The sequence below is a fragment of the Mucilaginibacter sp. A5337 genome (genome assembly GCF_059690695.1).
The window spans coordinates 62,232-88,832 of sequence record NZ_JCAWEC010000008.1 but is presented as its reverse complement, the minus strand read 5'-3'; the positions used below and the strand labels follow the sequence as shown (position 1 = coordinate 88,832).

Below are 26,601 nucleotides of genomic sequence, written 5' to 3'. Positions count from 1 at the left end.
AAAAAAACAAACGCGCAGCGCCTGGAATAAGCTGCCTCAACCAAAGCACAAAGTGACTAATCATTCACCAAATCACTTAGTTAATCTATTCGAAAAACCTCATCAGCTTATGTTGACAACCATCAAGATCTGATAGCGTGTACCAGATGAATTATAATTGCGACAACCAGGGATATTTCGATAGCAGAGTGATATGCATGAGACTGGACGCAAAGTAGGTACTTGGGACAACTTGGTAGTAGAATTGCCGAAATAAAAAGGCAAGCGACAAAATCATCAACCTGTAGAGTTTGTTGAAAAGCGTCGTAGACACAGAATTGTCATTATCGGACGGATTTCGTAAAAACTAACACTCCAAAAGGCGATAAAATAATCTTGAAATCGCTGACAAAGCGAAACACGACGGGGATGGATATCCCAGCGAGCAACTTGTTTTATAAAAATACTAATAAGTGCGATGATTTAAGTGATTTTGACCGTGTAAGAATAATATGGAAATTCGTTCCGACACTCAAACGATTCTCCAAAATATATGAATTGCCTGCTAATAGACCATAACCCTGTTCATAGGACAATGATGAGATATCTGGCGGGGAATATGACAGGTATCCATAATATCCATGAATTTGAAGACACTGTTAGCGCCCCTAAGTACCTGCAGAAGGAAAAAGTCGATGTGGCTTTCCTGGAAGCGGATATGCCGGAAACGACTGGTCTGAAAATGGCAGGTTATCTTTTGGTTAAAAAAATCCCCGTCATCTTTACAGCCTCAAAAAAAGACTTCGCACCAGAAGCGTTTGAGTTGAATGCCATCGATTATCTGTTGCGCCCGTTCACGAGCGTAAGACTCACCAAGGCGGTCAATAAGTTAACGTTCGCAAGGAATAAGGCAGCGGCATTCGGTGAGAATTTCTTCTTTGTCAGAGATATGAAAATGACCTGGAAGCTTAATGTGGACGATATCCTTTATTTACAGGCTATGGGTGACTTTGTCAGGGCCTACACAGCAAAAAAAAATCATACCGTTTATGGAACGCTCAAAAGCACAAAAGAACGGCTTCCTGCAATTCAATTTATCAGGGTGCACCGCTGTTACATCGTGTCAATCAGCAGAATTGACATGCTTTATGCGGGCGGGCTGTTCATTAACGGGCAATTGATACCTGTCGCCAATTCCTGCAGGAAGGCGCTCAGCCGGCGGGTACAGGACTACACAGTATGTTACTGAGTATCAAAAAACGGCATCATGGGAGAGCATAAAGAAGTAAATTCAAAACCAGACACCCTTATACTTAGAATAACATCGCTACTTGCCGGCGCGATCGCATTGATCCTTGTTATCATAGCGATCCTATATGCGGTCAATTACTTCAGGTTCGAGCAGACCAATGATGCACAGATCGGACAGTATATCGTTCCGCTTACTGCGCCCCGCGACGGCTACTTATTATCGGTCAGGTGTTTCGAGAACCTGCGCGTAAAAAAAGGCGATACCCTGCTCGTGATCGGCAATGATCCTTTTAGCACGGCTGTCGACGAACAGTCTGCCGTGATTTTGCGGTCACCATTTCGCGGGACGATGGGCAAACAGGCGATACAGCAGGGGCAGTTTATTGAAAAAGGCCAGGTAATCGCTTTTATCATCAACGAGGATGCCGGGAAGTGGGTTATCGCTAATTTCAGGGAAACAGATTTACAAGAACTGCATATAGGCGATAAGGCCGAGATCAGCGTGGACGCATTCCCCGACGAAAATTTCGAGGGCACCATAGCATCCTTTTCTTCCGCGACCGGCTCCTACTTTTCCGTACTTCCCACGAATAACTCTACAGGTAATTTCGTTAAAACCGTTCAACGGATCCCTGTAAAAATCATATTTTCTGGTGATCAGCAGAAGTTAGCAAGGCTTATCCCGGGAATGAGCGTTTCTGTTAAAGTGATAAAATGACAACAGCTATCGAGGTACCGGTATTCAAGTCCCATGCTCCCGAATGGGCGATCAGGACCGGTATCTGCCTGGTCTTTATACCAAATCTCCTGTTGCTGGCAATTTCGACCGCGGGCATTGATTACGCGGCCCGCTTTTATGGTATAGGTACTGACGACGTACAGTTCTCACAATTATTGCAGTACGCGACATTCGTCAGTTTTTTCGTCCTGGAGAAAAAATTCTCCAATTATTTCCCCAGCAAGGATTACCTGTTCCTCAGCTTGTCTTTCCAAATGATCGTGATATGGTTATCTTATAATGCGAACAGTTTTGCGGGCATTCTGATCTGCCGGTTTTTCGCCGGGATCACAACAGTCAGCGTTGGTTCGGTTTGCGTTACGCTTCTGATCAGCAGGTTCCAGAGCCAGGGAGCCATAAGGGTCGGATACAGCCTCGTTTTTACCTTGTTACTTGCCATTTTCCCGTTCTGCGCTTTAATAACGGCGCCCCTGATCGATACCTGGAACTATAATGAACTTTACGTCGGACTTGCGTTCCTTTTCATTCCCGGAGGACTCATTATGCTGATCATCCTCGACCGTGGGAGACTAAAGCCACAAAGCCCGATCGGCGATCTCGATTGGACAAGTGTTATTCTTCTGTTAACGGGGCTCATCGCGCTCAGCTATTCGCTCATATACGGTCAGCGGTTGAACTGGTTCAATGACTGTAAAATCGTAGCATCTGTTTTCGTCACGTTTATAGCAGGGGGCGGCTTTATCATCCGTCAGCTCTGTAGTCGGGAGCCCTATCTTGATGTGAGTGTATTTTTAAATAAAAACTATCTTTCCGGATTTGTCCTGCTGATCATCCTTTATTTCGCACGGGGTGGGTACAACATCACGATCCTTTATTTTTCAGATGTCCTACAGCTAGGCCCGAGGGCGGACGCGGCCATCATTGGTTTCAATGTTTTAGGAATTCTTTCCGGAGCGTTCGTTTCTTCCAGGCTTGTCCTGAAAGATCGCTTTCGCCTGGCCTGGCTGACCGGTTTTACCGCCCTGTTCATCTACCATATCTGGATCACCTTGCTTTTAGGGACACGAATCGGATCAGGTATCTATTTTCCGGTACTTTTTTTGCAAGGTGCCGGGACAGGCATGCTGTTAACGCCGCTGATGGTTTTTATGGTAAGCTCAGTACCTGCAGAATCCGGCATATCCGCTATTGCACTGGGAATATTCGGACGTTTGACCGGAACGTGCATCAGCATAGCCCTGATCAATCATTTCATCACTTATGGCACAGAAGATCATTTATCCAGATTACAGGATGGGCTGAGTGTGTTGAATGCTCCATTTACGCGTGCAATTGAACTAAATCACGCTACGGGCGATGTCTCAGCGTTCAGCGGCAGGATGCCACCGGATATTGCGTTGCAATTTGTAAATGCCTTGATGGTAGGATCGAAATTGCAGGCTGTCAGAGATTATTATTCCATGATCGACCGGGTCGTACTGCTTGTAATACTGATGATTAGCCTGATCCCGGCCATCAGGCAAAGTATGCGAAAGATCAACCCGGACGATGATATACCCTTGTAAGCGCGACTTCCTTGCCAGTACATCGTCCTACTGATCAGCAAAGAAAATGTAATATAATTAATAGATAAGAAATTAAAAGAAATACCAGATCGAAGAAAAAATTCGATATGCAGTATATCACATTTATAAGCATAAAGGTCGCCGTGGCAGCAATTATTAAAGCAGCAGAGACCAACATACCGATGAAAGTTTCCGCTTTGGATGACGGCGGGAAGGTCAAGTAGTTTGTCTGGATGGATAGTGGCCGGCTCGGTGAATTCGCCAAACCTATCGGCACATTTTACAATGACGAACTGACCAATGGCGGGCTTCTCCATTCTCCAGGCAGCCATATGCTCCTAACCCGGGACTGCCAGGTTTGCACTCGCATCGGTGTTTCCGGTGAAATGGTCAGCGAAGACGGGGCCGCTGACACAGCCGGGGCGGCGGCCTTCGGATGGTAAGGCATGCATTCATTAAAAAACTGATAAAACGTATAATTTAAGTTATTTTCAATAGAACCGAACTAACCCGAACTTAATCGAAGATAAGCGGAAATAAAAAATAGGCGTTAAGCTATGTTAGTGGTTAGTTTACGATCGATACGAACTCTACTCACCTGGATTTACGCTGAAAAGCAGTGAACCCTTTACGATCTATCCAGTCGACATCCTGTTTGCGACCGAACATATAGGGACCGGGTAGCGCTGGCGGCAGAGCAATGACGGTCCATGGAAACGGATTTACCCGGTCGATCCGAAGGGAGGGAATACACAGTTCATCCCGAACGAATTATCAAGTAAAAAATAGTAATGAACACGAGAACCAATTATCAAAATATCCGTTTGTTTTCCTTGCTTACAGCAGCTATTCTACTGTCTGTCCTCCGTGCTTTCGGACAAGGTGAATCGCCGGATTACAGGGAAGGCATGACGCTTAAATTCGACAGTACAGGCAGGAAATACATCCGCTTTGTAACCTCGGCAACTTTCTGGGCGAGGTATACAGAAGCCAATCCCGGAACAACTGTGAATGGGTTGCCTAAAAGTAACTGGACAGATCTCAGCCTGCGGCAATTCAAGTTCATCATCATTGGCCAGCTGAGTCCGAGGTTCCTGATTCTGACCGATATTGGAATGGTCAACCAGGCCTTTTCTTCGGGCGGCATACCCGGCGGCGGAAACACGGGGAATGGCGGTGCCACATTCAACGGGACCCTGGGGAAAAAACCAGCCATAATCCTGCAAGGCCTAACCAATGAATTTGCCCTGATTCCCGATAAAAATATGAATACGGGACAAACGAACCGATTTTCGTTATACATCGGGTCGGGCCTGCACTACTGGCTGGGGCTGAGCCGGATGGCCTCTGCAACTTCTTCCAATTATCTTGCGCTGGACGCACCGATCTATAACTGGCCGACGACTGAACTTTCTGACCAAGTCGCCCGGCAACTTGGTATCTACTTTAAAGGCAACGTCGGGCCGGTTGCGTACCGCTGGTCATTGAACAAGCCATTTACCGTGCTCTCGGCGGCTGCGAATTATCCAGCAGGATCACCGGAGATTAATTATGCAGTCGACAATAATGCGACCGGCAAGCTGGCCACTACAGGTTATGCAGCCTGGCAATTTTTTGACAGGGAAGGGAATTCGCTGCCATACACGACCGGCACTTATGTGGGCACAAAAAAGGTACTGAATTTCGGGGCTGGCTATTACTCAGCCGGCGAGGGTACGGTCACGCAAGCCGGAAATACCACCGCGTCCCCACTAATCCGGCATGATATCAATCTTTGGGCGGTCGACGGTTTTGCCGATCTGCCTTTTGGCGGACATGAAAACTGGGCACTGACCGCCTACAGTGTCTACTACCATTATAACTTCGGTCCTAACTATTTAAGGAACGGCTCCATCATGAATGCGAACGTCTCTGCAGATCCCAGTTATGGCGGCTCTGTTTCACAGGCTGGCTTAGGCAATAATGCACCCTTGATTGGGACAGGCTGGAGCTCGTTCACACAAGCCGGTTTATTATTACCCAAGAGCTTTACCAGATCCAATACACGGATACAGCCCTTCGGTGAATTCAGTCTGCAGGAATTTCAACGGTACGGTAGCTCGAAATTTACTTACTGGAGTGCGGGCGGTAATATATTTCTCGACGGACACTACGCTAAACTGACATTTAAATACCAGACAAGACCAATTGTACAAAACAATGCACAGACTGCATCAAAAGGTACATTCATAATCGCCACAGAAATTACTTTATAATCCGGCAGATCCTAAAAAGGCTCCAGTTCCACCATTTGGTTATCAGGAAAGCAATACGCCCAGAATTCTCCGGGTTCGGCGGAAATGACCACGGGATGGTGTGTATGGTTAGCATGTTTGTGCGCATGCTTATTCGGTGACGAGTCGCAGCAGAGCACGGCACCGCAGGTCTGACAGACCCTCAGATGGACCCATTTACTGCCGGTCTTTACACATTCCTCGCAATAGTATTTATCTGCGGGTATCAATTCAAAATTTTTCAGGTGTTCACATACTTGAGTTGCCATATCTTAATAATTTTAGCTATGTTAATGCTGTACAAGGGAAAGGCCATCGCGCCATCGTCGACAGCCGAAGCGACCTTTTTTATTGAATTATACCGAACAACGCCAGCCGCGTAGCGTCCGGCGACGCCGGTTTTAAAAAATGCGGGATTGAAGTAACCTTTCCGGCGGTTCCGGAATGGCTTTTTGTATAGGTAGTTCCCGGTAACAAGGTATCCGCTCTGGTCTCTCACCACACCGGTTTGATCCACCCAATTGGTGTTCGGTTTGCAGCCGATGCATACGGATACTAAGCAGTTTTGATGAACGGCAGAGGTTTGTTCAAGGGAGTTGCATATCGCTATTTGTCGTAATATGCAATCCCCATCCAATTCGCTGATACTCGAATCGTAAAGTGCCTCGATACTCTTTTTCTTTTGGATGCTATGAAGCAGCCGGCAGGACAAGGTAGAAGAAACGTCTTTCCCCTGAATGATCATCATCACTTTCCGGACACGCTTACTTAAATTCATTGCTGCCTGTCCGGCAGAATTACCGCGGCCGACCACAAAAACGTGCTCAACTGCGCACAACAGCGTTTCACTTGAATCGACACCATAACAGACGCCAAGGTCGAGGTGTTTGTCTTCCTCGGTTAGCCCAAGCCTGCTGCAAGTGTTAGCTGTTCCGCAAATATCTGCTCCGGCGACGATCTTGCTTCTGTCATTGAGATTAAAGTCAATTTTCCGGTCAAGGGACCCGACCAGGACGCTTTTTCGGATCAAAATGATCTCGACACCAAATTTGACGGCTCGCTGGCGCTCACGCTTGGCGAGTTCTGTTCCGATAATACCATTAGCAAAACCCAGGTAATTCTCTTTTCTACAACTCGTTCCCGCCTGACCGCTGATTGTTTCGCGCTCGACCATGACCGTTCGAAGTCCTTTAGAAGCTGGATATGCTTCGGCGCTTAGCCCGGCCGGGCCGCCGCCAAAAATCGAATTGTGATATCCGGCATGCTGTGGCCTGGCGATCCAGCCGAGATCATTGGCGAAGGTCTCCGAGGCAGTTGCGATGAGCGGTTTGCCATTCAGCGGCTTCACCACCGGCAAGGACGCCTCATCGGCAATATCCAAATCGAATTTGACCCTTAGTTCATGTATGTCATTGACCATTACCCAGTCGAATGACACTACATTCCGGTTCAGAAAATCCCGGATCACATAATACTCCCTTGAATCCGCCAAACTGTAAAGCTTGACTTTATTGAGTAACGCTTTAGTGAGATCCATAACCGACAGTTAAAAAAAATTTGCAAGGATCAGTCAACGTCGTTCTCGATGGAATCAATATCCCTCGCTTCAGCACGATCCGGCTTTTTTCCCGCATCCTCCAGTGCCCTACGCTGACGCAGCAGATCCCAGCATTGATCAAGTTCCAGTTTGATCTTATGCAACTGATCTGTCTCCTGTGCACTGAGGTCATCCTTGCGCCATAATTCTTCCTCTTCAGAAGTGAGTTTTTTGATGTGGTTTAATATCTGTCCGTCTTCCATACCGGTTTATAAATGATTGAAGGTTCTTGATAAAGATAACTGTTGAGAAACGTACGAACGATCTATACTCCATGAACGGTGCATATCGTGTGCAAACTGCTTAAAATGAAAAGCCTGGGCAAACCGCAAACACAAAAAAATACTATGTTCGTCCCATCCAAATGGCATAATGTGATAAGGCCTTGCAAAGGAATTGACTCTTTTAATATATTTTTTGCTCGCACAAATTTGTTTTTATTCATAATAATGTAATTGTGAAGAAAAAGCTGATCGGGAAAGGCATAGCCAACAACAAACGTAACGACGTGATATTGTCGGGGCCTTTTTATACCAACGCTTTTAGTTAACCTGGATAATGAATCATATGTTATCTCCGGGAGAATTAGTTGTAAAAACCTTTACACCGATCTCTTTGCTAATAATTTTTCGGGACATTATAAATATTCAGGCACTTGAATCCCCTTTTAAAAATGGCACATCGCGGCGTTCGGTTTACCGGAACAACACGCGATAGCATAGTTGCGTTGCTTACAATTGAAAAGACGCCCAGCTTAAAGGTGATCTTTCATTCGTACTTTCCGATAATGCCAGTGTGAAGGTAAGCATCGTTTTTCCGGTTCAAAAGACCGTCACCACACGCCGCTAATATGATACACAAGATGATATTGCTAAGGAAATGTATCAACGGGGCAAACACCTTTTGACTTATAAATTTGCCGACGGTGGCACATTTAACTTGATTATTCCCAAATTGCAATGCCTTCTGCCCCCCATTTAATCTGACGCTTTATATATCCTCCCTGCTGAATCAGTTTAGCTATCTCACAGTCGATCAATACTATCTCTTCTTCGCTTAGGCTGATTGTCAAAGCGAGGGCGTTTTCAATCGCTTGTTGCTTATTTCTGGCACCTGCCAATGTTATGGTTATGCCAGGCTTCAAGGTCGTCCATCTTAATACCAATTGCGCAAGTGTCGCATTTTTATATTCAGCTAAAGGGCTAATCCGGTCGAGAAAAGATTTAACCTTATCAAGTTGAAAGTGATTAAAATAATCATTTCTGTGGTCATTTGGTTTCAGGCGTTTACCTGAAAAGTAGCTTCCAGTCAGCAAACTTCTTTCTAAAGGAGTATAGGCAATTACCCCTATATTTTCTTTTACCGCATAAGGTATAACTTCCTTTAAAATATCTTGCGTGAGCATGCTGAAAGGCACCTGATTTGACGAAAAACGGATGCTTTCCTGCGCTTTCTTCATTTGTTCAACGTTGTAGTTACAAACACCAGCCGCGCGAATTTTCCCTTGGGTTATAAGCGTTTGTAACGCCTCCATCGTCTCGTCTATCGGCGTGGTAGGATCGTTCCAATGGATTTGAAACAAGTCTATATAATCCGTATTTAACCGTTTCAAACATTCATCAGCTTCCTTTATGACATTTTTTCTAGATGCGAATGTATATATCGGATAGCTTGTCCCCTCATGGTCAATATCAAACATAAATTCTCCCCTTCCCCTATTGCTTCCATCCCATACCATTCCAAACTTAGTTAAAATTTGAATTTTGGACCTGTCCCGTCCTTTTATTGCCCCTCCAATTATCTCTTCGCTCAAACCCAGCCCATAAAAAGGCGCGGTATCAATAGTAGTTACTCCATAATCAAGAGCGGCATGAACTGCCTCTGTAGCGCTACCAATGTCCGTGCCTCCCCACATCATACCCCCGATTGCAAAACTACCAAGAGCAATTACAGACAAGCATAAATCCGACTGACCTAATTGCTTATACTCCATCCTATTTATTAATTAATTTATTTTTTTTATGAAACTATATACAACCATAAGACGAAATTGAACGAAATTTACACAGTCAAATTCATACAGGATTGCTTTAGTGCGTTTAAGCCATCTTCATAAATGCCCTGAAACAGAGATGAGGCTTCCGACTCAGAGGTGTTTACCGGCGTAAATTCGCCAAACCATTCCACCCGCGCTCCAATGCCATCAACAATCGTCTTTACTCTTAAGGTCGAATAATAATCTTTTACCGGAAAAGGGGCCTGTAAGATACTATAACTATAACTGCGTTCCTTTTCGTCAAAGGCCATTAAACGTTCGATAATGATGCCGCCATCCGGATTAACCAGGTGACGTACCCTTCCCCCCTCGTGTAACTCCGACTTTGGGATATAAGGAAGCCAGTCGGGCAGGGAATTAAACCCGCCTATTAACCGCCAAACTTTTTCAGGGTCGACGGATATTTCAATGTATGCAGATGCTTTTGCCATAATGAATCTCATTTAATAGTTATCGATCGGAAGCGGCGCGGCGATATTGACAAGGTTATGAGCCCGCAGTTCCTGCCAAAATTCAGCCGGCACACCGGCATTGAGTGCTTCAATATCTTCAACAATACGCCCTGGCTTGCTGGAACCCGGAATAACCGCGGCAACTGCAGGGTTGGCAAGTGAAAACTGTATGCCAGCAGATTTCATGCTTACACCATATTGATCGGCAATTGCTTTAATCTTTTCCACCTTTATCAATATTTCCGGAGATGCCGGAGCATACTCAAAATTTGAACCGCCAACCAACACGCCCGAACTATATGGACCACCAACAACAATGCCCAGACCTTGCTTTGATACTTCGGGCATTACGCGCTGCAATGCCCGATCATGATCCAGCAATGAATACCGACCGGCGAGGAGAAAACCATCGGGACGTGCATTTTCAAGTGCAAGTATAATTTCAATTGGTTCCACCCGGTTGACACCTAAACCCCAGGCTTTAATCACGCCCTCGTCGCGGAGCCTGTCAAGAACTTTAAACGCTCCTTTACGGGCAATTTCAAACATATCCAACCACTCATCTCCATAAAAATCCTGGGCTACGTCATGTACCCAAACGATGTCAATATGATCAGTTTGAAGACGTTTTAAGCTGTCCTCAATTGAGCGTAAGGTAGCATCCGAAGAATAATCATTCACTATCTTATTCGGGCGGCCGTATTTAAACAAATCCCCCTTTTCACCAAAGTCCCTCTTGCTCACATCCTCAACTTCATCAAGAATAATACGACCAACTTTAGTACTGATAATATATTCGTTTCTTGGATATTGTGACAGCACATTACCTAAACGGATTTCGGCCAAACCTGCCCCATAAAATGGAGCGCTGTCATAATACCGTATCCCCGCGTTCCATGCTGCTTCTACAGTGGCAGCAGCTTCATGGTCAGGTATATCCCTAAACATATTGCCTAACGGGGCAGACCCAAAACCTATCTTACCAGGCAGTAATTTTTTTATATTCATAGCTTTAATAATTTGTTTATCAACGGTTTTAAAATTTCCTGTTAAACAGGTATACGTAAACTATTATTGGTTATTCAAATTTACGGGAACGAGGAAGGAGAAGTCAAATTACAGGAATTATAAGTGTTATTAATATTATAATTTAACACACTATAATTTACTATATATCAGCCACATGCGATAGCTTCTTTATGGCCATTGGAAACTACTTTGAATAAAGTAAAGATTCAACCGGGGAAGGATACCATTAAAGTAAATGGTGAACTACGATCGTTGATCGGTTCACCATTTGTTATATTTAGTTTAAACTGATTGCTTTTTAATACCAATGCGCTGCAAGCGTCGTATTAGGGAAATGTGGAGCAATGGAACTTTTGTAGCTGTGCACAACTGCTATCGCCTGCTAAATTCAATTTCGTCCTTTTTCTACTTTTTGCAGGTCCGGGCTGTTGCCACCGCCGAAATTATATTTTTTAAATTCACTTGTTTTTAACGGGTCCAGGTAAACACCTTTCAGCTCAGCTATTTCCAGCTTTACATTTGCTGCTGTCAAACCTACTACATGTCCCCCTGATTGACGGTCTTCCGATAAAAAATGGAAATGAGGTCCTGTAATATTAATGCCTGAAAGATAGCCGGGCATATTAAACCCGATCATCTCCCCGTTTATTTGACTAAACTGGAAAAAGTTTTGCCGGTCAATTAACTGAGCAAGGGGCTTAAACGGTTTTTTACTCACCGGCGGGAAAGCCCGTACTTTCATACTTGAAAACACTCCTTTAATACGCAACGCATAAATTCCATTAGGATTTGGCAAAAGATCTTCTATTTGCCGAAACAGGCCGTTTAGGTCCTGTATGTTTGAAAGGTACAAAACGGTGTCCGGGACAAAAGATGTAACGAATGCGAAAGGAGTTTTAAGGTCCCCCTGAGCTTCGACGGTTCGTCCTTCCGCGTTACTACGGTAAGCTTTGCCATCCACTATCGTCAGTTCGCCATCAATAAGATTGGGAGCGCCGAGCCCGAAGTTTCCATGTCGCCTTAAGTCATTGATTGAAAGTTCACCTTCGTACAACCCCGATATAAAAGCGCTTGCCACTCCGTATTGATAAAGATAGGGGCTGTCTGATTCTTTATTAAGATTTAAATATGTCATTTTATTGATTTTAGATATCGCGTGCGATTGAGCGAAAAGCTCACCGACGCTGAGAAGAATTAAGCATGTGCTGGATACCAAACGAGTTTTCATTTTGCAAAATTATAGAGGTTGATTACGTAAAACAATTACCTACAAAGGGGATATTAGGTATCAGGCGTAAAAATTTCATTTTAAAGACCATGTAGTGGGAAACCATCTCTTTTATGACACAATTTATCTTAAATCGCATTTATTAACCTATGTGAACGATAAAGAGGGTTAGAGCAAAGAAATTTGCAGGAAATGATTAACAGCCATGCAAATACCAGCTCCTTTTCAAGTGAAGAAAGAACTATAATAAATGCAGGATTTGCATTTATACGTGTAATAATAGCCATAGATGACAATAGGTTGCAGCGGCATATATTAACAATACTAAAAAATCAAAAACAGATCGTTACCCATATTTACGACCAGGACGTGAATTTTGCAGATCAGCTAACTACCGATACAACGGTCATTATCACGTCAGCCGGTCCTGAGGATATAGAAAAGCAGATCCAAATCATTGCATCACGACGGTCGCACCCAAATCTTAATGTATTGGTAATCGGTTCTGTCCTAAACAGCGGGCATCTACTTCGCTGGCTACTCAACGGAGCCACGGCTGCCCTTTTAGATAATGAAATCAGTACATCCATAATTCCTCTTCTGGCTCAGTTAAAACCTGGCATACCAAATAATTTAGAAATCTCTCTACAAGCTTTGTTAGCCGTTTGTAATCGCAACGCACCTCAACAGGCGGCGGTCGATTACCGACTGACGGTTCGTGAAAAAGAAGTACTTGCGGTTATTGTAAAAGGGTTTAATTATAAAATGGCGGGAAGCGTATTGAATATAACCCGTGAAACTGTCAGGAGCCACATTAAAAATATTTACAAGAAACTTGACGTAAGCTCTTTAACAGAATTGGTTGCAAAAGTAATTAACTGCAAGCTCCTCTAACTTCTAATACAAATCTCAAACATCAAGAACATACAAATAAAAGGCCGGCAATGCCTAATGAAAAAGCTTATTGAACGCTGGCGCAGAAACGAAAGATCCATTTTTGTAATAGCGGAAAAATTGAAACATCGCAGTTACCCGGAGAAGAAACCCGGCAACAGGCGCTACGGAGGATGCAACATCAAAACACAGCCCTTCACTTATAAAATAAATGGCAATACTAGCGAAGAAGTTATTTTTGAAGAGCCCCAGCTGCAATGATTCCATTAGTTATTAAGCCGATACCTTTGAATGGCCTTTGGGACAAAGAGGGGAGAAGGAATTAGCTCCCCCCTTTGATCTTGCAAGTGCCCCCTTATTGCGGTTAACTATCCCCGACCGGACCTTTATTGTTTGCGAAGCGTTACAAAGCAGCGGATACCATTTGTTTTCTGATCCTGCTTAAAGATTGTGGAGCAACATTCAGATAACTTGCGACAAGGTAGTTTGAGAACATGTTCAAAAGATGAGGCTCAGTTGCCAGAAATTTTTCATAACGCTCTGCTGCTGATAAGGTAAGCAATGTTGTAATCCTGTCATAAGTTTGGATGTACACCTTTTCATTTAACTGGCGTAACCAACGTTCCATATCCTGCGATCCCTCTATAAGGGCCTGTACATCGCCGGCAGAAAACCGGATAGCAGTAACCTGCGACAAAGCTTCGATAGAAATGGTAGCCGGATTTCCGGAAAGAAAACTTTTATAATCAACCGCAAACAAATTTTTTGCAGTACTTTCAGGCTGATTAAAATGAAAAAACCAGGTGGTTGTTTTTCCCTTCAAATTGGCATAATAAGACATACATTCTCCGGATACGATAAAATAAATGTACTTACAGGCTTTCCCGGCATTAAATAAACGTTCGCCCTTATCAAAAGTAACCAACCTACAATGTTTCGCGACTAAGGTTGTTATTTCTTCATCTATAGGAATAGCTTTCTCTATATATTTTAAAAAGGGTGTATAAAACAGCTCCTGCGCATCATTTTCGCAACGCAAAATATCATTATTATCAATCATAATACTCCTTTCTATATTGTGCCGCAAATGCGGCTTAACGTATCCGGAAGAACGAAAAAAATTGGTAAAACGATATACCCACCTCTATTATGAGATTTTAATTACAATCCATGTCACTAAAGGCAGGCATAAATGATGTTATGTTAAGCTATTTCAAAAACAGAAACGCATAAAGGAGCAGCTTCCGCTGCTCCTTTACTTAAGTAACACTACGAGGCGCGCCTCATATTATTTTACAGACCCTGCCCGACAGTCGTCTTGTAGTCTTGAATGGGGATCGGCGAATGTTTCAATTACCTGGCCGCTTCTTTATCAGGGCTCAGTTGGTTTTGTACCTGATTCAGTTTTAATTTTAGTTCATTTATTTCAACATTTTGCTCCTGTAGGGCCGCAACGAGTACAGGCACCAACTGAGCGAAATCCACTGTTTCTTTATTGGTTGCAGCTTGATTATTTTTACCTTTTTGTACCCAGACTGTTTCCGTGCGGATCAGTTCAGGCAGCAATTGTTTGATTTTCGGCATATCAAAGCTAAATAGTTCAGGCTTCTGTACTGAGCCGTCATTACTGGGAAGCTTTACCGGTTCCAGCTGTTCGATAATAGAAAACGCGTGTATTATAGCATTTGGTTGTATAGCCGGCACTTTTTCATTTGCCGATTGGGCGCTTGCCGACTGGGTAAAGGTACATAACGCGATAGCCGGCAAGATGATTGTAATTTTAAATGTTGTCTTTTTCATTTTCGTTCAATTTCAATCCAGTAATTCCTGGTGTAATTATTTGTATGATTGGTAGGCGAATCAAGATGAATGTCGTAAATTGATTCTTCCAGGTCAAAAGTTTCGTCCCAGCTTTCAATGCTAAGCCTGACTTTTATATCATTATTATTTGTTAATAACCTGCTTTTAATAAAATCCGAGATTTTTGATGCAAACTGGTCTGGTGCGATTGGCATTTCTCCCGGTTTCGCATTCTTTTCAGTTACCGGCTTTATTGTAATTGTAAAACCAGGCAACGCTATGTCATTATTCTTCACTGGGTTAATTAATTAAGGGATAAAACGCTGATGCCATTTTGAAGTAATTTTAATTTAAATAAGTTTTAATCAGTTCATAAAACCTTTTGGCTGCTACTTCATCCTCCAACCAGGGAAGATGCCCGCATTTTTCAATAAAGAAGATTTGTGTTTGCGGGATGATGCCTTTGGTTTCATATGCTGTTGATTCCCCAACGGGGTCCTGCCTTCCCTGGATCAAACGAACAGCGCCTTTAAACTTATGTAGATTTAAAGTCCTCGTCTGATCGTTATTTTTGTAATCCTGCAAGGTAATATGATTGATCTTTGCAGCATTATGATTCGCAAGATTGGTATCTACCAGGAATCTCGTATTTAAAGCGCTGGTACGACTAAAAAAATAGCCGGGCCAAATGGCCCTAAGATTCTGCGCAAGATTGCCCGCCGCTTTAGCCTGAGCCAGATCTTCCTCCCGAAGACGCATCTTGATATTGCTGCTAAAATAGCCGAAAAAATTTCGCGTAATACCTCCGCAGTCCAATAGCAGAAGACGATCAACATTTGCAGGGTATTTAGCCGTATATGCCAGTGCGAGCATCCCTCCCCAGGAGTGTCCGGCGATTACGAGTTTTTCTATGCGGAGGTGCTTTCTCAATAGCTCCAGGTCTTCCACATAATTATCGACCGTCACCCTGGCAGAGTCGATTTTATCCATAACAGAGTTTCCCGTACCGCGCTGATCGGGCACAATAAACCGATAACCCGGCAGCGCCTTCCAGACCGGCTCCAGGTAAGCGGCGTTGAAACCAGGACCGCCCGCAAGCAAAACAACCGGTTTACCGTTGCCGTATTCATTAACATATAACGATATGTTATCGCCGGAACGGATCAGATATTTTTTTTGCGCAAACACTGTTGCAGGGAGGAATATCAATCCCCCCCAGATCGTTAAAATCCATTTCATTTCTTTGTAATTATATCACCTAAAAAAATATTCTTCGGGCTGCGAAGATCGCAGGACTTTTATCGAAAAGCATTCACATAGGTTAATAATTGCATTTTATTAGGCGATGAATATTGCCTAATAAAATGCATCAAATATTTAATGTGGATAATAAATTGCGTTCATTAAATAAACAAACGCATATTTTCGGACTTTAAAATATTTACTTAGGGTCTGGTTTAAACTTTCCTTGGTCAACATCTTTGAAAAACGTTATCAATGCGCTGAAATAATTTTGTTGATCGTCATACATGGCCATGTGACTGCCATTGGGACAAAGAAAAGTACGGCTATTGGGAAGCAACCTCCCTTCTTTTTTGATCGACTCCGGATTCATTTCGTCATACACACCTCCTAAAACCAAAACGGGCTTTTTAATATCCGGTAACTTATCCCAAAACTCCCAGTTTTTGAAGTTACCGGTTACGTGAAATTCATCAACACCTTGCATTTGAACGTATATGGTACGATTCATTTTTTTGAAGGCCCTCAATAATGGCTCGGGCCATTTCTCCAATGGGATCCTGCAAACGACTTTTCCATATAGTTTATCCATCAGTAAGTCATTGTACTCTGCCGACTCGTACATTCCCGCTTTGTCAAGCGCATCAAACGTAACCCGATCCTTCTGATCAAAAAGTTTACCTTTTAAAACCGCCAGGTAACTGGTAAAATCTTTCATGCCTGCCGTCATATTAGATAATACGGCGCCTTTAACATGTTCTTGATATTTTTTCAGATACTCCATCGCCAGTAAACCACCCCAGGAATGCCCAACAATATAAAACTGGTCTAGTCCCAACCCTTTTCGCACCTGTTCAACCTCCTCTACGTAACGTGGTATATTCCAAAGTGTTGTATCTGAAGGAACGTCCGAATTGCCGCAACCCAATTGATCATAGTAAAAGATCTCCATCCCCTCTTTTGGCAAAAAATCTTCAAAACATTCCATGTAATCGTGGGGTATGCCAGGGCCACCGTGCAAAAGCAACACCTTGATTTTTCCGCTGCCCACCTTTTTTGTCCATACTTTATGCCCGCCAGCAACCTCGATAAGGCGATTCCCCCCGGTCATGATCGAATCATGATCTGCTGCCGTGCTTTTTGCAGAAGATTCGTGCCCGGAGTTACAAGCCGTTAAAGCCACAACCATCAATCCAAGCAACAATTTCACAAATGAGTTCATAGTTTTTAATAGATATGTTAAACGTTTAAATAATTTATAAGTAACGGATACGAAACTTAAGCTTAGTTTGAAACATGCCAATCAGTCGATAATATTGATGAGGAGCCATACTTTCTCTGTACCAGGCACATTTTTTTATCAGTCAGCCCATATATTCTTACAGAAAACGCGCAATCCATATCATTTACAAGCCAAAGACATCGCAGTCACCAATTCGCTTCCATTCAAAAATATACCATCCTGAATTAGCTGAACTATCAGCTATTTGATAACAGATATAATAATCCTGATATACAGTAAAATATTCCCCCTACGAAATTTGGACATAATTAAAGGAGTAACAGATATACAGGCACCGGGCTTAATCCCTGCTCACCGGCCAGCTATCCGAAGCATAAAACAGTTCTCGATAATTATAAATGCAGGCTTAACTGCCAACGTCAATATTTAAACCATGGCAAAGCTATTTGAACCGATCAGCATTAAAAATGTGACATTGAAAAATCGGATTGTCGTATCACCGATGTGTCAGTATTCGGCTATTGACGGCTTTGCCAATGACTGGCATTTTGTACACCTTGGGAGCCGTGCGGTTGGGGGGGCCGGATTGATCATTACCGAATGTACTGCAATATCACCGGAAGGCAGAATTTCGCCGGACGACCTTGGTCTCTGGAAGGACGAGCATATTTCAAGCCTCAAACATATCAATGCGTTCCTTGCGTCGCAGCAATGTATAGCAGGTATTCAGCTATCACATGCTGGCAGGAAAGCGAGCACACTGGCGCCCCAACGTGGGCGCAGTCAAATTACTATCAGTTCAGGCGGCTGGCAAACCCTTGCGCCATCACCTATCCCCTATGCTGATAGCTATTTAGCTCCTTTAGAAATGGATCTCAGAGATATAGATAAAGTGATTGAAGATTTTTCAAATGCAGCCAAACGCGCTTTGCAAGCCGGCTTCGGAGTGATAGAAATACATGCAGCACATGGTTACCTGCTTCATCAATTTCTTTCACCGTTAACCAACCACCGCACAGACCAATATGGGCGAGGTTTTGATGGGCGCATCCGGTTATTGCTGGAAATTGTGGATAGTATACGATCTGTTTGGACTGATGACAGGCCGATTTTTGTAAGGATGCCGGGAACAGACTGGGCGGACGGCGGCCTGGGGATGGACGATGCGCTTAGAATAGCTGAAGTGCTGAAGGTAAAAGGTGTTGATCTTTTAGATGTTACGACCGGCGGGTTAGTAGCCCAGCAAAAAATACCTGTAGGCTATGGCTATCAGTTACCCTTTGCTTCAAATATCAGGAAGCGGACAGGAGCGCTTACGAGTACGGTTGGTCTGATCACCGATGCTGCTCAGGCAGAAACAATTCTGGCCAATGGGGATGCCGACATCGTTATGATGGCACGGGAATTATTACGCGACCCTTATTTCCCGTTGAGGGCTGCACCAATAGTACATACGGATGTGCCATGGCCCCACCAATATGCAAGGGCGAAACCCCAATAAAATAACCAGCAACAGCAAGCAGAAAAGGGAAACATTCATATTTCTTTAAAAATCCGTTTTTTTTTCGCCGGGTTTACCAGCCAGTCGCATTTTATAATCTAAATACAATAAAAACAATGCTATAACTATCAATCAAATTAAAATTATGAAAAAGAGAATTTTGATCATCGTCTCCAACGCTAACGCGATTGTCCCGCATAACAGAAGGAGGACAGGTAACTTTTTACCTGAAGTTGCACATCCTTACGAAGTTTGGGAAAAAGCTGGCTATGAGATAAATTTCTCCAGCCTCACCGGTGACACTCCAGATCTTAACGCGCTGTTACCGGCAGCAGATCCGGCAAATCTGAAATTCCTGACCGGCGAAGGATGGGCCGATATGCAGAAAGCGGTTAAATTAGATACAGCAGATGTAAGTACCCACGATGCAATTTTTGTTCCCGGAGGCCTTGCACCTGTGGAGGATATGCCTGAAGCTCCCTTACTAAGAAAAGTAATTGCAGAAACTTATGAACGGGGATCTGTTGTAAGCGCAGTTTGCCATGGCCCGGTATCATTGTTAAACGTTAAACTCAGTGACGGCTCCTACATCGTTAATGGCAAAAACATTTCATCTTTTACCACCGTCGAAGAAGACAATTACGCCAGGATGGATGTTCCTTCCCACTTGCAAACGGAACTTCTCGCCTATGGAGCAATATACCACACTGCAGACCCATGGCAACCCTTTAGTATTGCTGGCCGCAGGATTGTAACCGGTCAAAACCCCGCGTCAGGTACCGGAGTCGGCGAAAAAGTGGCTGCTATCCTTGAAAGCACGAATAAATAAAAATGGCGGTATAGCTGTTGCTCTCACATCAGATATTCAATTTTTTCTAAAAACCGCGTAATCATTAAAAGAAGAACTGTCGCAGGACGGCGCGGTGCGTTACACGATAGCGAACAGACTAATGGTGGCCTGGTATCGCTCACCCGAGGCGCATTACTCAAAAAACAAAACCTTTAATAAGATGAAAAGTCAAACCACATACCATTTCATTGACATCAATGGAAGAAATATTTTTTACCGTGAAGCTGGACCTAAAAATGCACCAACGCTTGTGTTGCTACATGGATACCCAGCATCTTCCCATATGTTCAGGAATCTGATTGCCGATCTATCTGACGAGTTTCATCTGATAGCAGCCGATTACCCGGGATACGGAAGAAGTGAACAGCCCCTTATTGCTGATTTCGCTTACACCTTTGATAATTTTTCGAGCATCATTGAGGAGTTGTTAAATAAACTGGGCATTATCAAATATAGTCTCTACCTGATGGATTATGGGGCGCCGGTTGGCTGGCGGCTGGCAGCAAAGTATCCGGAAAGGATACAAACGCTGATTGTTCAAAATGGCTGCGCCTACGACGAAGGCCTAGAAACCTTTTGGGACCCGATCAAAGCTTACTGGCAGGACAGGAGTAATAAGCAGGCAGAGGATACTTTAAGAACGTTCCATAATCCCGACGGATTAAAATGGCAATATACACATGGGGTCGCGGATACCTCTGTGATCAGTCCCGATAACTGGGAAATAGATCTCCGTCACCTGGAACGACCCGAAAATGGCCAAATACAGCTGGATATGTTTTATGACTACCGTACAAATCCACCCAAATATCCGGAATGGCAGGAGTATTTTCGTAAACACAATCCCGAAATGTTAATTGTATACGGAAAAAACGATTACATTTTCCCGATAGGTGGCGCCGAGGCTTACAAAAAAGATGTTAAGAATTTAGAATATCATCTGTTCGATGCAGGACACTTTGCTTTGGAGAGTCATGGAATTGAGATTGCTGCAACCATCAGGGATTTCTTAAAAAGAAAGATTAGCCGATAATATACAAAATCATTGATTAATCTGCATCAAAATAACAAAGAGGTCATATTCAATAAGAAAATGACCTCTTTGCTTTATCAACGCGCATTTTTACGCTAATCTTTGATTTGCTTAATCGATGGATAAACGGTTAACAATGTTCACATCAAAGAGTTAAAATTCAAAGATGCTGACCGGCAGCTCGAAATACCCCAAGCAACAAGACATTTCTTTGCATTAACTTCAGCAACAAGGCGCATTTAATTTGAAAAATCAAAGCTTAAAGTGATAGCCAAATTTAAGTGCGGTAAAATCCTGTATATGATTGCCGTTGAAACCTGAATATTTAAGTGACACATCAAATCCTTTCCCAAATAACAAACCAACAGAAGGCGCCCAGGCAAACTCAACTTTTCCGTGAGTGTCAAATGCAGCACCTGCCTCGCCGGCGATATAGAAATTATTTCCCGCAAACAATCGTAATCCTGCCATAAGCGGAACCAAATTGTGACCTGAAGTTTCTTTATTGGTACTAACTGAACGATACGCATCAAAAATATGAAAAACACCGAGGGAAGCAGTAGTTTCGAGGTTACCCGTTAACGGCCTGTATAAACTGATGTCACCGCCGATAACTACATCATGACTGCTGGTTGTACCCGAAATAACGCTGATTCCCATTTGCCAGTTATCAGCCGGAGGGATTGGTTTACGGGCAAAACGTTTATTCAGGTCAAGGCCATAAGCCAGACGAAGCATCAGTCCGCTGGCGATGGTGTTCCTGCTGAAACCTTCATATTTGAGGCTCAGGTCAGGACCGTTTCTAAAAGTGTAGCCAACGGAGGAGGAATATAAAAACGAACTTGTGCCACGGGACAACCCGAGACCGGCTCCAGCCTCACCTCCAACGTAAATGTTCTGATCTACGAAAAACTTTAATCCAGCTTTAACCGGAAAAACATTAGCGGTCCCGGTGTAAACGTAATGTCCTTTCGCCGGCATATCATTTGAACTGAAATAATGCTCATAACCTGCAGTAATAGTGCCTGTAAAGCGGTTGGAAATGCTTTTTTCCAGTCGAATGTCCAGCCCTCCCACACCCCGACCGGGAGTTGAAGTGGTTTTACCACCGCTTAGGCCAAACTCCAGCCGGTAATCAGGCTGTGTCTGGGCGAAGGAGTTGATATTGACTAACAAAAATGCAATTACCAGTAATACGAAATACTTAATCATGTTTATTATTATTTTTTGTCTCCCTAAGACATCGGTAACAGCGTATACCCTTACAACCCCAATTAAATTTTTATTCTTAATGAGGCCAGGAATGGGAAAAATGTTTCAACTCCATATAATTCGGAGTTAATCCTTAATGACTCCGATATTTTCGGAGGAGTTATTCTCCCCAAAAGGGAAAAGCCTTCATTAAAAAATATCAAAACACTGACTTACAAGCAATTACATTCAAGAATTAAAACTCATCCGATTCGCAGGCAAATGGCATACTTATTTGGGCAGTCAGTGGTCAGACCTACGTCGACATATTAGGCAGGAACAAAAAATTCTTGTTGGTAAAACCAGATAAGAAATAAATGAGGCTGAAGATTTCTTTTCAGTTGTTAGTGGAGCATTGCCCTTAAAGTGAAGGATTAATTTCCTTCGGTCGATTCATCAAAAAATTGATTGGTGCTGTCAGGGTGCATCAAATCAAAGTTGTCATAGTGTAAGTATTCAATAATAATAAAACATTGTTAACAGATCCAAATAATACAACAGGGTATTTAAAACTAAAAAAGGAGAGTCAGGATTTTGACGAAATATACCTGAAGTATTTCGAGGCTTTGCACCGATACGCGTACACAATGGTGCAGAATGAAATTATTGCTGAGGAAATGGTACACCAGATGTTCTGGAAGATCTTAGAGAAACCTGACGGGCTGAAAGTGCATACTTCGTTAAAAGCCTATTTGTACAGATCTGTTCATCACGAATGCCTTAACTACATTAAACATCAAAAAGTGAGACAAGCCTACGAATCACGCAGCATAGCTGAAGATACACCCTATGAAGAAAATGCCGCCTATCAGTTGCAGTATCGCGAACTGGTGCAAAATTTAGAAAACGCGATCAACAAACTACCCGAACAATGCCGCACGATATTTCAGCTCAGCCGGTTCGAAGAATTGAAATATTCAGAGATCGCAAGCCAGTTGGGTTTATCGATAAAAACCGTGGAAACGCAAATGGGCAAGGCATTAAAAAAACTCCGCGTGCAACTGGCCGAATACCTGCCCTTTATAGCCTGGTTTCTAATTAATTTTTTATCACGCATGACCAATTTATTAATAAGAAAATGAATGATGAAAAAATAATCAGCTATATACTCGGGGAAGCTTCACCCCGGGATATCGAAGAGGTCGAATCCTGGCAAAACATAAATGCTAAAAACGGACACCGACTGGAGCAGTTCAGGATGATCTGGATCGCTAGCAAAAGCCTGGATTTGAAGTATCCGGTGAACGCTCATGAATCTTTGGCGCGATTTAAGCAAAAAACATATGGCGAAGCACGTGAACAGCCCAAAGTTATCGCCATAAGCAGGCCGGCCATATGGTTAAAGGCCGCGGCCGTACTATTGCTGGCACTTGGCGCTTCGTGGCTTTTCCTGCAACAGCGTAACAACAGGCAGTTAATGCTTTCGACAACAAGGATGGAAGTCAAAACAGACACTTTATCCGATGGATCTGTTATCACGCTAAATCAAAATACCTCCTTCAAATACCCTTACCGGTTTAAAGCGCATCAAAGAGAAGTTTGGCTTGAGCAGGGAGAAGCTTTTTTCAAAGTCAATCACCGGGCAAATCAGCCCTTCATTATCACTGCAGGAAACATCCGTATTCAGGTTTTGGGAACCTCATTCAATGTCAGTAACAAAACAGGTACTGTGGAGGTACTGGTAGAAACCGGCCTGGTTTCAGTTACGGACGGCCTTCATCAATTTTTTCTGCACCCTGGCGAGAAATTAAATATGGGCCCAAAAGCCGGGAATTTGCGTGTATCTAAAAACACCAGTCAACTTTATAAGTATTACCGGACACGGGAGTTCATTGCAGATGATACCCCCCTTCCACAGCTGGTGAACGTACTTAACGACGCTTATGGCTGTCACATCGTTATTGAAAACCGGAGGCTCGATAGCCTTAAACTGAACAGCACGTTCAAAAACGTATCACTGGACGATATTCTTGATATTATCAGCCGCACTTTCAAAATCAGGGTAATTAAAAATAATGAAACAATCCTGCTTAAATAATTCAACGGGCCCCATACGCGGTTCCCGTTCACCGGGAAATCCTGTGATTGTATATTTATTTTTCACCTTACTATTTTTTTACACTTCAACCCTTCCCTTATTCGGTCAAACTATACTTAATAAAGAAGTTACGCTTTACGAAGAGAGCAGGCGCTTAGCCGATGTCCTTGATGAAATGGGCAGACAAGGACAGTTCATTTTTTCTTACGATAGTCAGCTGCTTCCCAGGGACAGTACGGTTACTATAAAAGTAAGTGACCAAAAAATTATGCAGGTGCTCACGCAGCTCTTCGCCAACCGGTTTGCTTATGAAGAACGAAAAAACTATTTGATCATTACCCCTGCGCTCCGTCGCCTCACTTTTTTAAATGCGGACCTTAATGACGAAGGCGGCAACTATTCTATCAGCGGCTTGGTAACCGATGAACGTACCGGGGAGCGCCTGAGAAATGCGAGCGTTTATGAAAAGCAGCAGCTCAGCTCTACATTGACTGATGATCACGGCTATTTCAGGTTGAAGCTAAAAGGGAACAAAACTAATCCCTTCCGGATAACGATAAGTAAATTAAGGTACCGGGATACCACGGTGACATTCCTTCAATCCGTTTCTGTCACCATCAGCAACGATGATCCCGCCTATAAAAGTTCCGGCAATAAAAAGAACCATGTAGAACGTACTGCTTTAGGCAGTTTACTGATATCTGCCCGCCAAAAAATTCAAAGCCTGAATATCCCGGATTTTTTTGCCAAACGTCCCATCCAGATATCGGTTACGCCGGGTTTGAGCACCCACGGCATGTTTAGCCCTCAGGTAGTGAATAACTTTTCCCTTAATCTGGCAGGTGGATATACTGCCGGCGTAAAAGGGCTGGAAATCGGCGGCCTTTTCAATATTAATAAGGAAGAATCAAAATATTTGCAGCTGGCAGGTGTTTTCAACCTGGTTGGCGGCAATATGACCGGATTACAAATTGCCGGAGCAGGCAATGTGGTATTAGATACTTTGCGGGGCATGCAGCTTTCATTGTTCAGCAACCGTGCGGCAGCGGGGGCAAACGGAGTGCAACTGGGCTTGCTTCATAATTCAACAGGACATTTGAAAGGCTTACAATTCGGCCTGGTCAATATAGCCGATACCTCACAGGGAATCAGCCTCGGACTGATCAATATTGTGCACAATGGATTTTACGAGGTGGCATACTCTGCGAATAACATAGCCGGTACAAACTTGACTTTCAAAAGCGGCACACACTATTTTTACTCCACAATCCTCACCCGTGTCAAACTATTTGACGGCCAAAGCCTTGTTGCGGTAGGGCTGGGTGCCGGACATGATTTTATGCTGGGTGGCAAAATGTACCTCTCTGCTGAAACTAACGTGAGCATACCTGTCAACCAAAGTTGGGAAGAACGGTGGATGCAGGCAAAATTATTGCTGAATGCCCGGATCGGTAAGTATTTCAGCATTTTAGCGGGACCGGCCTTAAACAGGTATTCTTATATATGGAGCAATCCTTTGGCCTACACGCAGAACAATAATGCCAACGATTACTATACACAAAAGCATGGCAACTTTAAAACCTCGCTGGGCTGGGAAGCAGGAATTGCCTATCATTCAGCATTAAAAAAGGAAAAGCAATCCGGCGACCGGTCCAATTCATGGTCAGTCAGTTTTGCTGCCACCGCAGGCCTGGATGATTTGTCGTCCAATACGAGATTTATCCCAGGAACCGAATTGTCGTTGCGCCGGGACCTCGGCTCCGGGTTCGGTACTTTTATTTCCGCCGGGTACAACAGGTTCCCCTCCCTAAACCATCATAACGTGGACTCCAATGGAGAGGATTACCACAGTAGCGCGTACAGCTATGTTCCGCTTACCGGCGGATTGCGTTATACATTTTTCCGGATCTGTTATGTTGATGGAGGGCTGGGCCTGGCATCTCGCAGTCGCAGCCATTATTCCTTTTCGAAACCCTCTTCATTAGGCAATTTCAACAATGAGGTAAACGGAGAAAACACATTCATGTACAGCCTTTCTGCAGGGTTTAGTTTTCCGAACGGAGTGGAGGCCGGATTTAAAAAAGACGCTTATAAAATTAGCGGAGGTATTCAGCAATATGCTTTAAAACTGGGTTACAGATTTAAGCTTTGAAAATTGAAAAGGCAATGAATTGAGAATAAGTTAAGGGAGCATTTTCAGGGCAATTTCCACTACAATTATCAGATTGCTTGCAGTATTAAAAATGGTTGCCAATTCTTCATTTGGGCATTCGACAACGCTGCAACAGACAGTCGGTATTAGCGCACTTTATTAAAACACTATATTCAGCCAATAAAACATTCTGAAGATTACGCCATCATTAATCTCGTAACTGTTATAATCCAGCTTGTATTTTTCACAATTAAAATATCTCCATTTCAATATCAAATAATCCTGCGTCATAACAAGGGCATATTACCGGCGAATAGTTGGTTAAATCAGTGGCTCATGAGCATTAAGCAATTTGCGAATGATGCCTGGTAAGCCTTTGTATTTTCTTGATAGTAGTAATTTAAACTCAGGAACTGCCCGGAATATTT

At 43.4% G+C, this 26,601-nt stretch carries 25 protein-coding genes; 12 read left to right on the top strand and 13 right to left on the bottom strand.

Going from position 1 to position 26,601, the window contains the following annotated elements:
• The first annotated feature begins 532 nt into the window (after window positions 1-532).
• From AC59JO_RS24940 to AC59JO_RS24925, 4 genes are all read left to right on the top strand, one after another.
• On the top strand, window positions 533-1,228 hold the full coding sequence (locus AC59JO_RS24940; protein WP_497308823.1) for a LytR/AlgR family response regulator transcription factor: 696 nt from the start codon (window positions 533-535) through the stop codon (window positions 1,226-1,228).
• 18 nt (window positions 1,229-1,246) lie between these two features.
• A complete protein-coding gene (locus tag AC59JO_RS24935; protein WP_497308821.1) occupies window positions 1,247-1,948 on the top strand; it encodes an HlyD family secretion protein in 702 nt (233 codons plus the stop codon).
• Window positions 1,945-3,534: an MFS transporter gene (locus tag AC59JO_RS24930; protein WP_497308819.1), complete on the top strand. Its 1,590-nt coding sequence runs from the start codon at window positions 1,945-1,947 to the stop codon at window positions 3,532-3,534. Before AC59JO_RS24935 ends, AC59JO_RS24930 begins: the two co-directional genes overlap by 4 nt.
• 791 nt (window positions 3,535-4,325) lie before the next feature.
• Window positions 4,326-5,789 (top strand): hypothetical protein, encoded by a 1,464-nt coding sequence (locus AC59JO_RS24925; RefSeq protein ID WP_497308818.1) that lies wholly within the window; start codon window positions 4,326-4,328, stop codon window positions 5,787-5,789.
• Window positions 5,790-5,800: 11 nt separating this feature from the next.
• Here AC59JO_RS24925 and AC59JO_RS24920 read toward each other — a convergent pair whose 3' ends face one another.
• The 7 genes from AC59JO_RS24920 to budA form a co-directional block, all read right to left on the bottom strand.
• Window positions 5,801-6,076: a UBP-type zinc finger domain-containing protein gene (locus AC59JO_RS24920; RefSeq protein WP_497308816.1), complete on the bottom strand. Its 276-nt coding sequence runs from the start codon at window positions 6,074-6,076 to the stop codon at window positions 5,801-5,803.
• Window positions 6,049-7,344 carry an NAD(P)/FAD-dependent oxidoreductase gene (locus AC59JO_RS24915; protein ID WP_497308814.1) on the bottom strand — a complete coding sequence of 432 codons (1,296 nt, stop codon included), beginning with the start codon at window positions 7,342-7,344 and terminating at the stop codon, window positions 6,049-6,051. The genes AC59JO_RS24920 and AC59JO_RS24915 overlap by 28 nt, the downstream gene beginning before the upstream one ends.
• 29 nt (window positions 7,345-7,373) lie before the next feature.
• On the bottom strand, window positions 7,374-7,607 hold the full coding sequence (locus tag AC59JO_RS24910; protein ID WP_497308812.1) for a DUF2630 family protein: 234 nt from the start codon (window positions 7,605-7,607) through the stop codon (window positions 7,374-7,376).
• Between the two features lie 740 nt (window positions 7,608-8,347).
• Window positions 8,348-9,397: an aldo/keto reductase gene (locus AC59JO_RS24905; protein ID WP_497308810.1), complete on the bottom strand. Its 1,050-nt coding sequence runs from the start codon at window positions 9,395-9,397 to the stop codon at window positions 8,348-8,350.
• 68 nt (window positions 9,398-9,465) lie between these two features.
• Window positions 9,466-9,891: an SRPBCC family protein gene (locus AC59JO_RS24900; protein WP_497308808.1), complete on the bottom strand. Its 426-nt coding sequence runs from the start codon at window positions 9,889-9,891 to the stop codon at window positions 9,466-9,468.
• Window positions 9,892-9,903: 12 nt separating this feature from the next.
• Window positions 9,904-10,920 (bottom strand): aldo/keto reductase, encoded by a 1,017-nt coding sequence (locus AC59JO_RS24895; protein WP_497308806.1) that lies wholly within the window; start codon window positions 10,918-10,920, stop codon window positions 9,904-9,906.
• A 409-nt stretch (window positions 10,921-11,329) separates the two neighbouring features.
• On the bottom strand, window positions 11,330-12,169 hold the full coding sequence (budA, locus tag AC59JO_RS24890) for an acetolactate decarboxylase (RefSeq protein WP_497308804.1): 840 nt from the start codon (window positions 12,167-12,169) through the stop codon (window positions 11,330-11,332).
• Window positions 12,170-12,361: 192 nt separating this feature from the next.
• Here budA and AC59JO_RS24885 point away from each other — a divergent pair, with 192 nt between their 5' ends.
• Both AC59JO_RS24885 and AC59JO_RS24880 read left to right on the top strand, forming a co-directional pair.
• Window positions 12,362-13,063, top strand: a complete 702-nt coding sequence (locus AC59JO_RS24885; RefSeq protein WP_497308802.1) for a helix-turn-helix transcriptional regulator — start codon at window positions 12,362-12,364, stop codon at window positions 13,061-13,063.
• Window positions 13,064-13,120: 57 nt separating this feature from the next.
• Entirely contained in the window at window positions 13,121-13,324 is a 204-nt protein-coding gene (locus tag AC59JO_RS24880; RefSeq protein ID WP_497308800.1) for a hypothetical protein, read from the top strand.
• Window positions 13,325-13,466: 142 nt separating this feature from the next.
• Here AC59JO_RS24880 and AC59JO_RS24875 read toward each other — a convergent pair whose 3' ends face one another.
• From AC59JO_RS24875 to AC59JO_RS24855, 5 genes are all read right to left on the bottom strand, one after another.
• Window positions 13,467-14,123 carry a Crp/Fnr family transcriptional regulator gene (locus tag AC59JO_RS24875; RefSeq protein ID WP_497308798.1) on the bottom strand — a complete coding sequence of 219 codons (657 nt, stop codon included), beginning with the start codon at window positions 14,121-14,123 and terminating at the stop codon, window positions 13,467-13,469.
• A gap of 293 nt (window positions 14,124-14,416) precedes the next feature.
• Window positions 14,417-14,863 (bottom strand): hypothetical protein, encoded by a 447-nt coding sequence (locus AC59JO_RS24870; protein ID WP_497308796.1) that lies wholly within the window; start codon window positions 14,861-14,863, stop codon window positions 14,417-14,419.
• Entirely contained in the window at window positions 14,860-15,159 is a 300-nt protein-coding gene (locus AC59JO_RS24865) for a hypothetical protein (protein WP_497308794.1), read from the bottom strand. Before AC59JO_RS24865 ends, AC59JO_RS24870 begins: the two co-directional genes overlap by 4 nt.
• A gap of 49 nt (window positions 15,160-15,208) precedes the next feature.
• Window positions 15,209-16,102: an alpha/beta fold hydrolase gene (locus AC59JO_RS24860; protein ID WP_497308792.1), complete on the bottom strand. Its 894-nt coding sequence runs from the start codon at window positions 16,100-16,102 to the stop codon at window positions 15,209-15,211.
• 202 nt (window positions 16,103-16,304) lie between these two features.
• Entirely contained in the window at window positions 16,305-17,327 is a 1,023-nt protein-coding gene (locus tag AC59JO_RS24855; protein WP_497308790.1) for a proline iminopeptidase-family hydrolase, read from the bottom strand.
• A 454-nt stretch (window positions 17,328-17,781) separates the two neighbouring features.
• On the opposite strand from AC59JO_RS24855, the gene AC59JO_RS24850 reads away from it, so the two are divergent.
• The 3 genes from AC59JO_RS24850 (at window position 17,782) to AC59JO_RS24840 (ending at window position 20,732) form a co-directional block, all read left to right on the top strand.
• Window positions 17,782-18,849 (top strand): NADH:flavin oxidoreductase/NADH oxidase, encoded by a 1,068-nt coding sequence (locus AC59JO_RS24850; protein ID WP_497308788.1) that lies wholly within the window; start codon window positions 17,782-17,784, stop codon window positions 18,847-18,849.
• A gap of 145 nt (window positions 18,850-18,994) precedes the next feature.
• Window positions 18,995-19,678, top strand: coding sequence for a type 1 glutamine amidotransferase domain-containing protein (locus AC59JO_RS24845; protein WP_497308786.1), 684 nt, complete (start codon window positions 18,995-18,997; stop codon window positions 19,676-19,678).
• A gap of 181 nt (window positions 19,679-19,859) precedes the next feature.
• The gene (locus tag AC59JO_RS24840; protein ID WP_497308785.1) at window positions 19,860-20,732 is read left to right on the top strand and encodes an alpha/beta fold hydrolase; all 873 of its coding nucleotides are present in this window, start codon (window positions 19,860-19,862) and stop codon (window positions 20,730-20,732) included.
• A 252-nt stretch (window positions 20,733-20,984) separates the two neighbouring features.
• Here the strand turns inward: AC59JO_RS24840 and AC59JO_RS24835 are convergent, their stop codons facing one another.
• Window positions 20,985-21,944: a hypothetical protein gene (locus tag AC59JO_RS24835; RefSeq protein ID WP_497308783.1), complete on the bottom strand. Its 960-nt coding sequence runs from the start codon at window positions 21,942-21,944 to the stop codon at window positions 20,985-20,987.
• Between the two features lie 512 nt (window positions 21,945-22,456).
• On the opposite strand from AC59JO_RS24835, the gene AC59JO_RS24830 reads away from it, so the two are divergent.
• Genes AC59JO_RS24830 through AC59JO_RS24820 form a run of 3 tightly spaced genes read left to right on the top strand, consistent with a single transcriptional unit; the run spans window position 22,457 to window position 26,173 of the window.
• Window positions 22,457-23,065: an RNA polymerase sigma-70 factor gene (locus tag AC59JO_RS24830; protein WP_497308781.1), complete on the top strand. Its 609-nt coding sequence runs from the start codon at window positions 22,457-22,459 to the stop codon at window positions 23,063-23,065.
• A complete protein-coding gene (locus AC59JO_RS24825) occupies window positions 23,062-24,021 on the top strand; it encodes a FecR family protein (protein WP_497308779.1) in 960 nt (319 codons plus the stop codon). The genes AC59JO_RS24830 and AC59JO_RS24825 overlap by 4 nt, the downstream gene beginning before the upstream one ends.
• A 43-nt stretch (window positions 24,022-24,064) precedes the next feature.
• Complete coding sequence (locus tag AC59JO_RS24820; RefSeq protein ID WP_497308777.1) at window positions 24,065-26,173, top strand: carboxypeptidase-like regulatory domain-containing protein; 2,109 nt, start codon at window positions 24,065-24,067, stop codon at window positions 26,171-26,173.
• Window positions 26,174-26,601 lie beyond the last annotated feature (428 nt).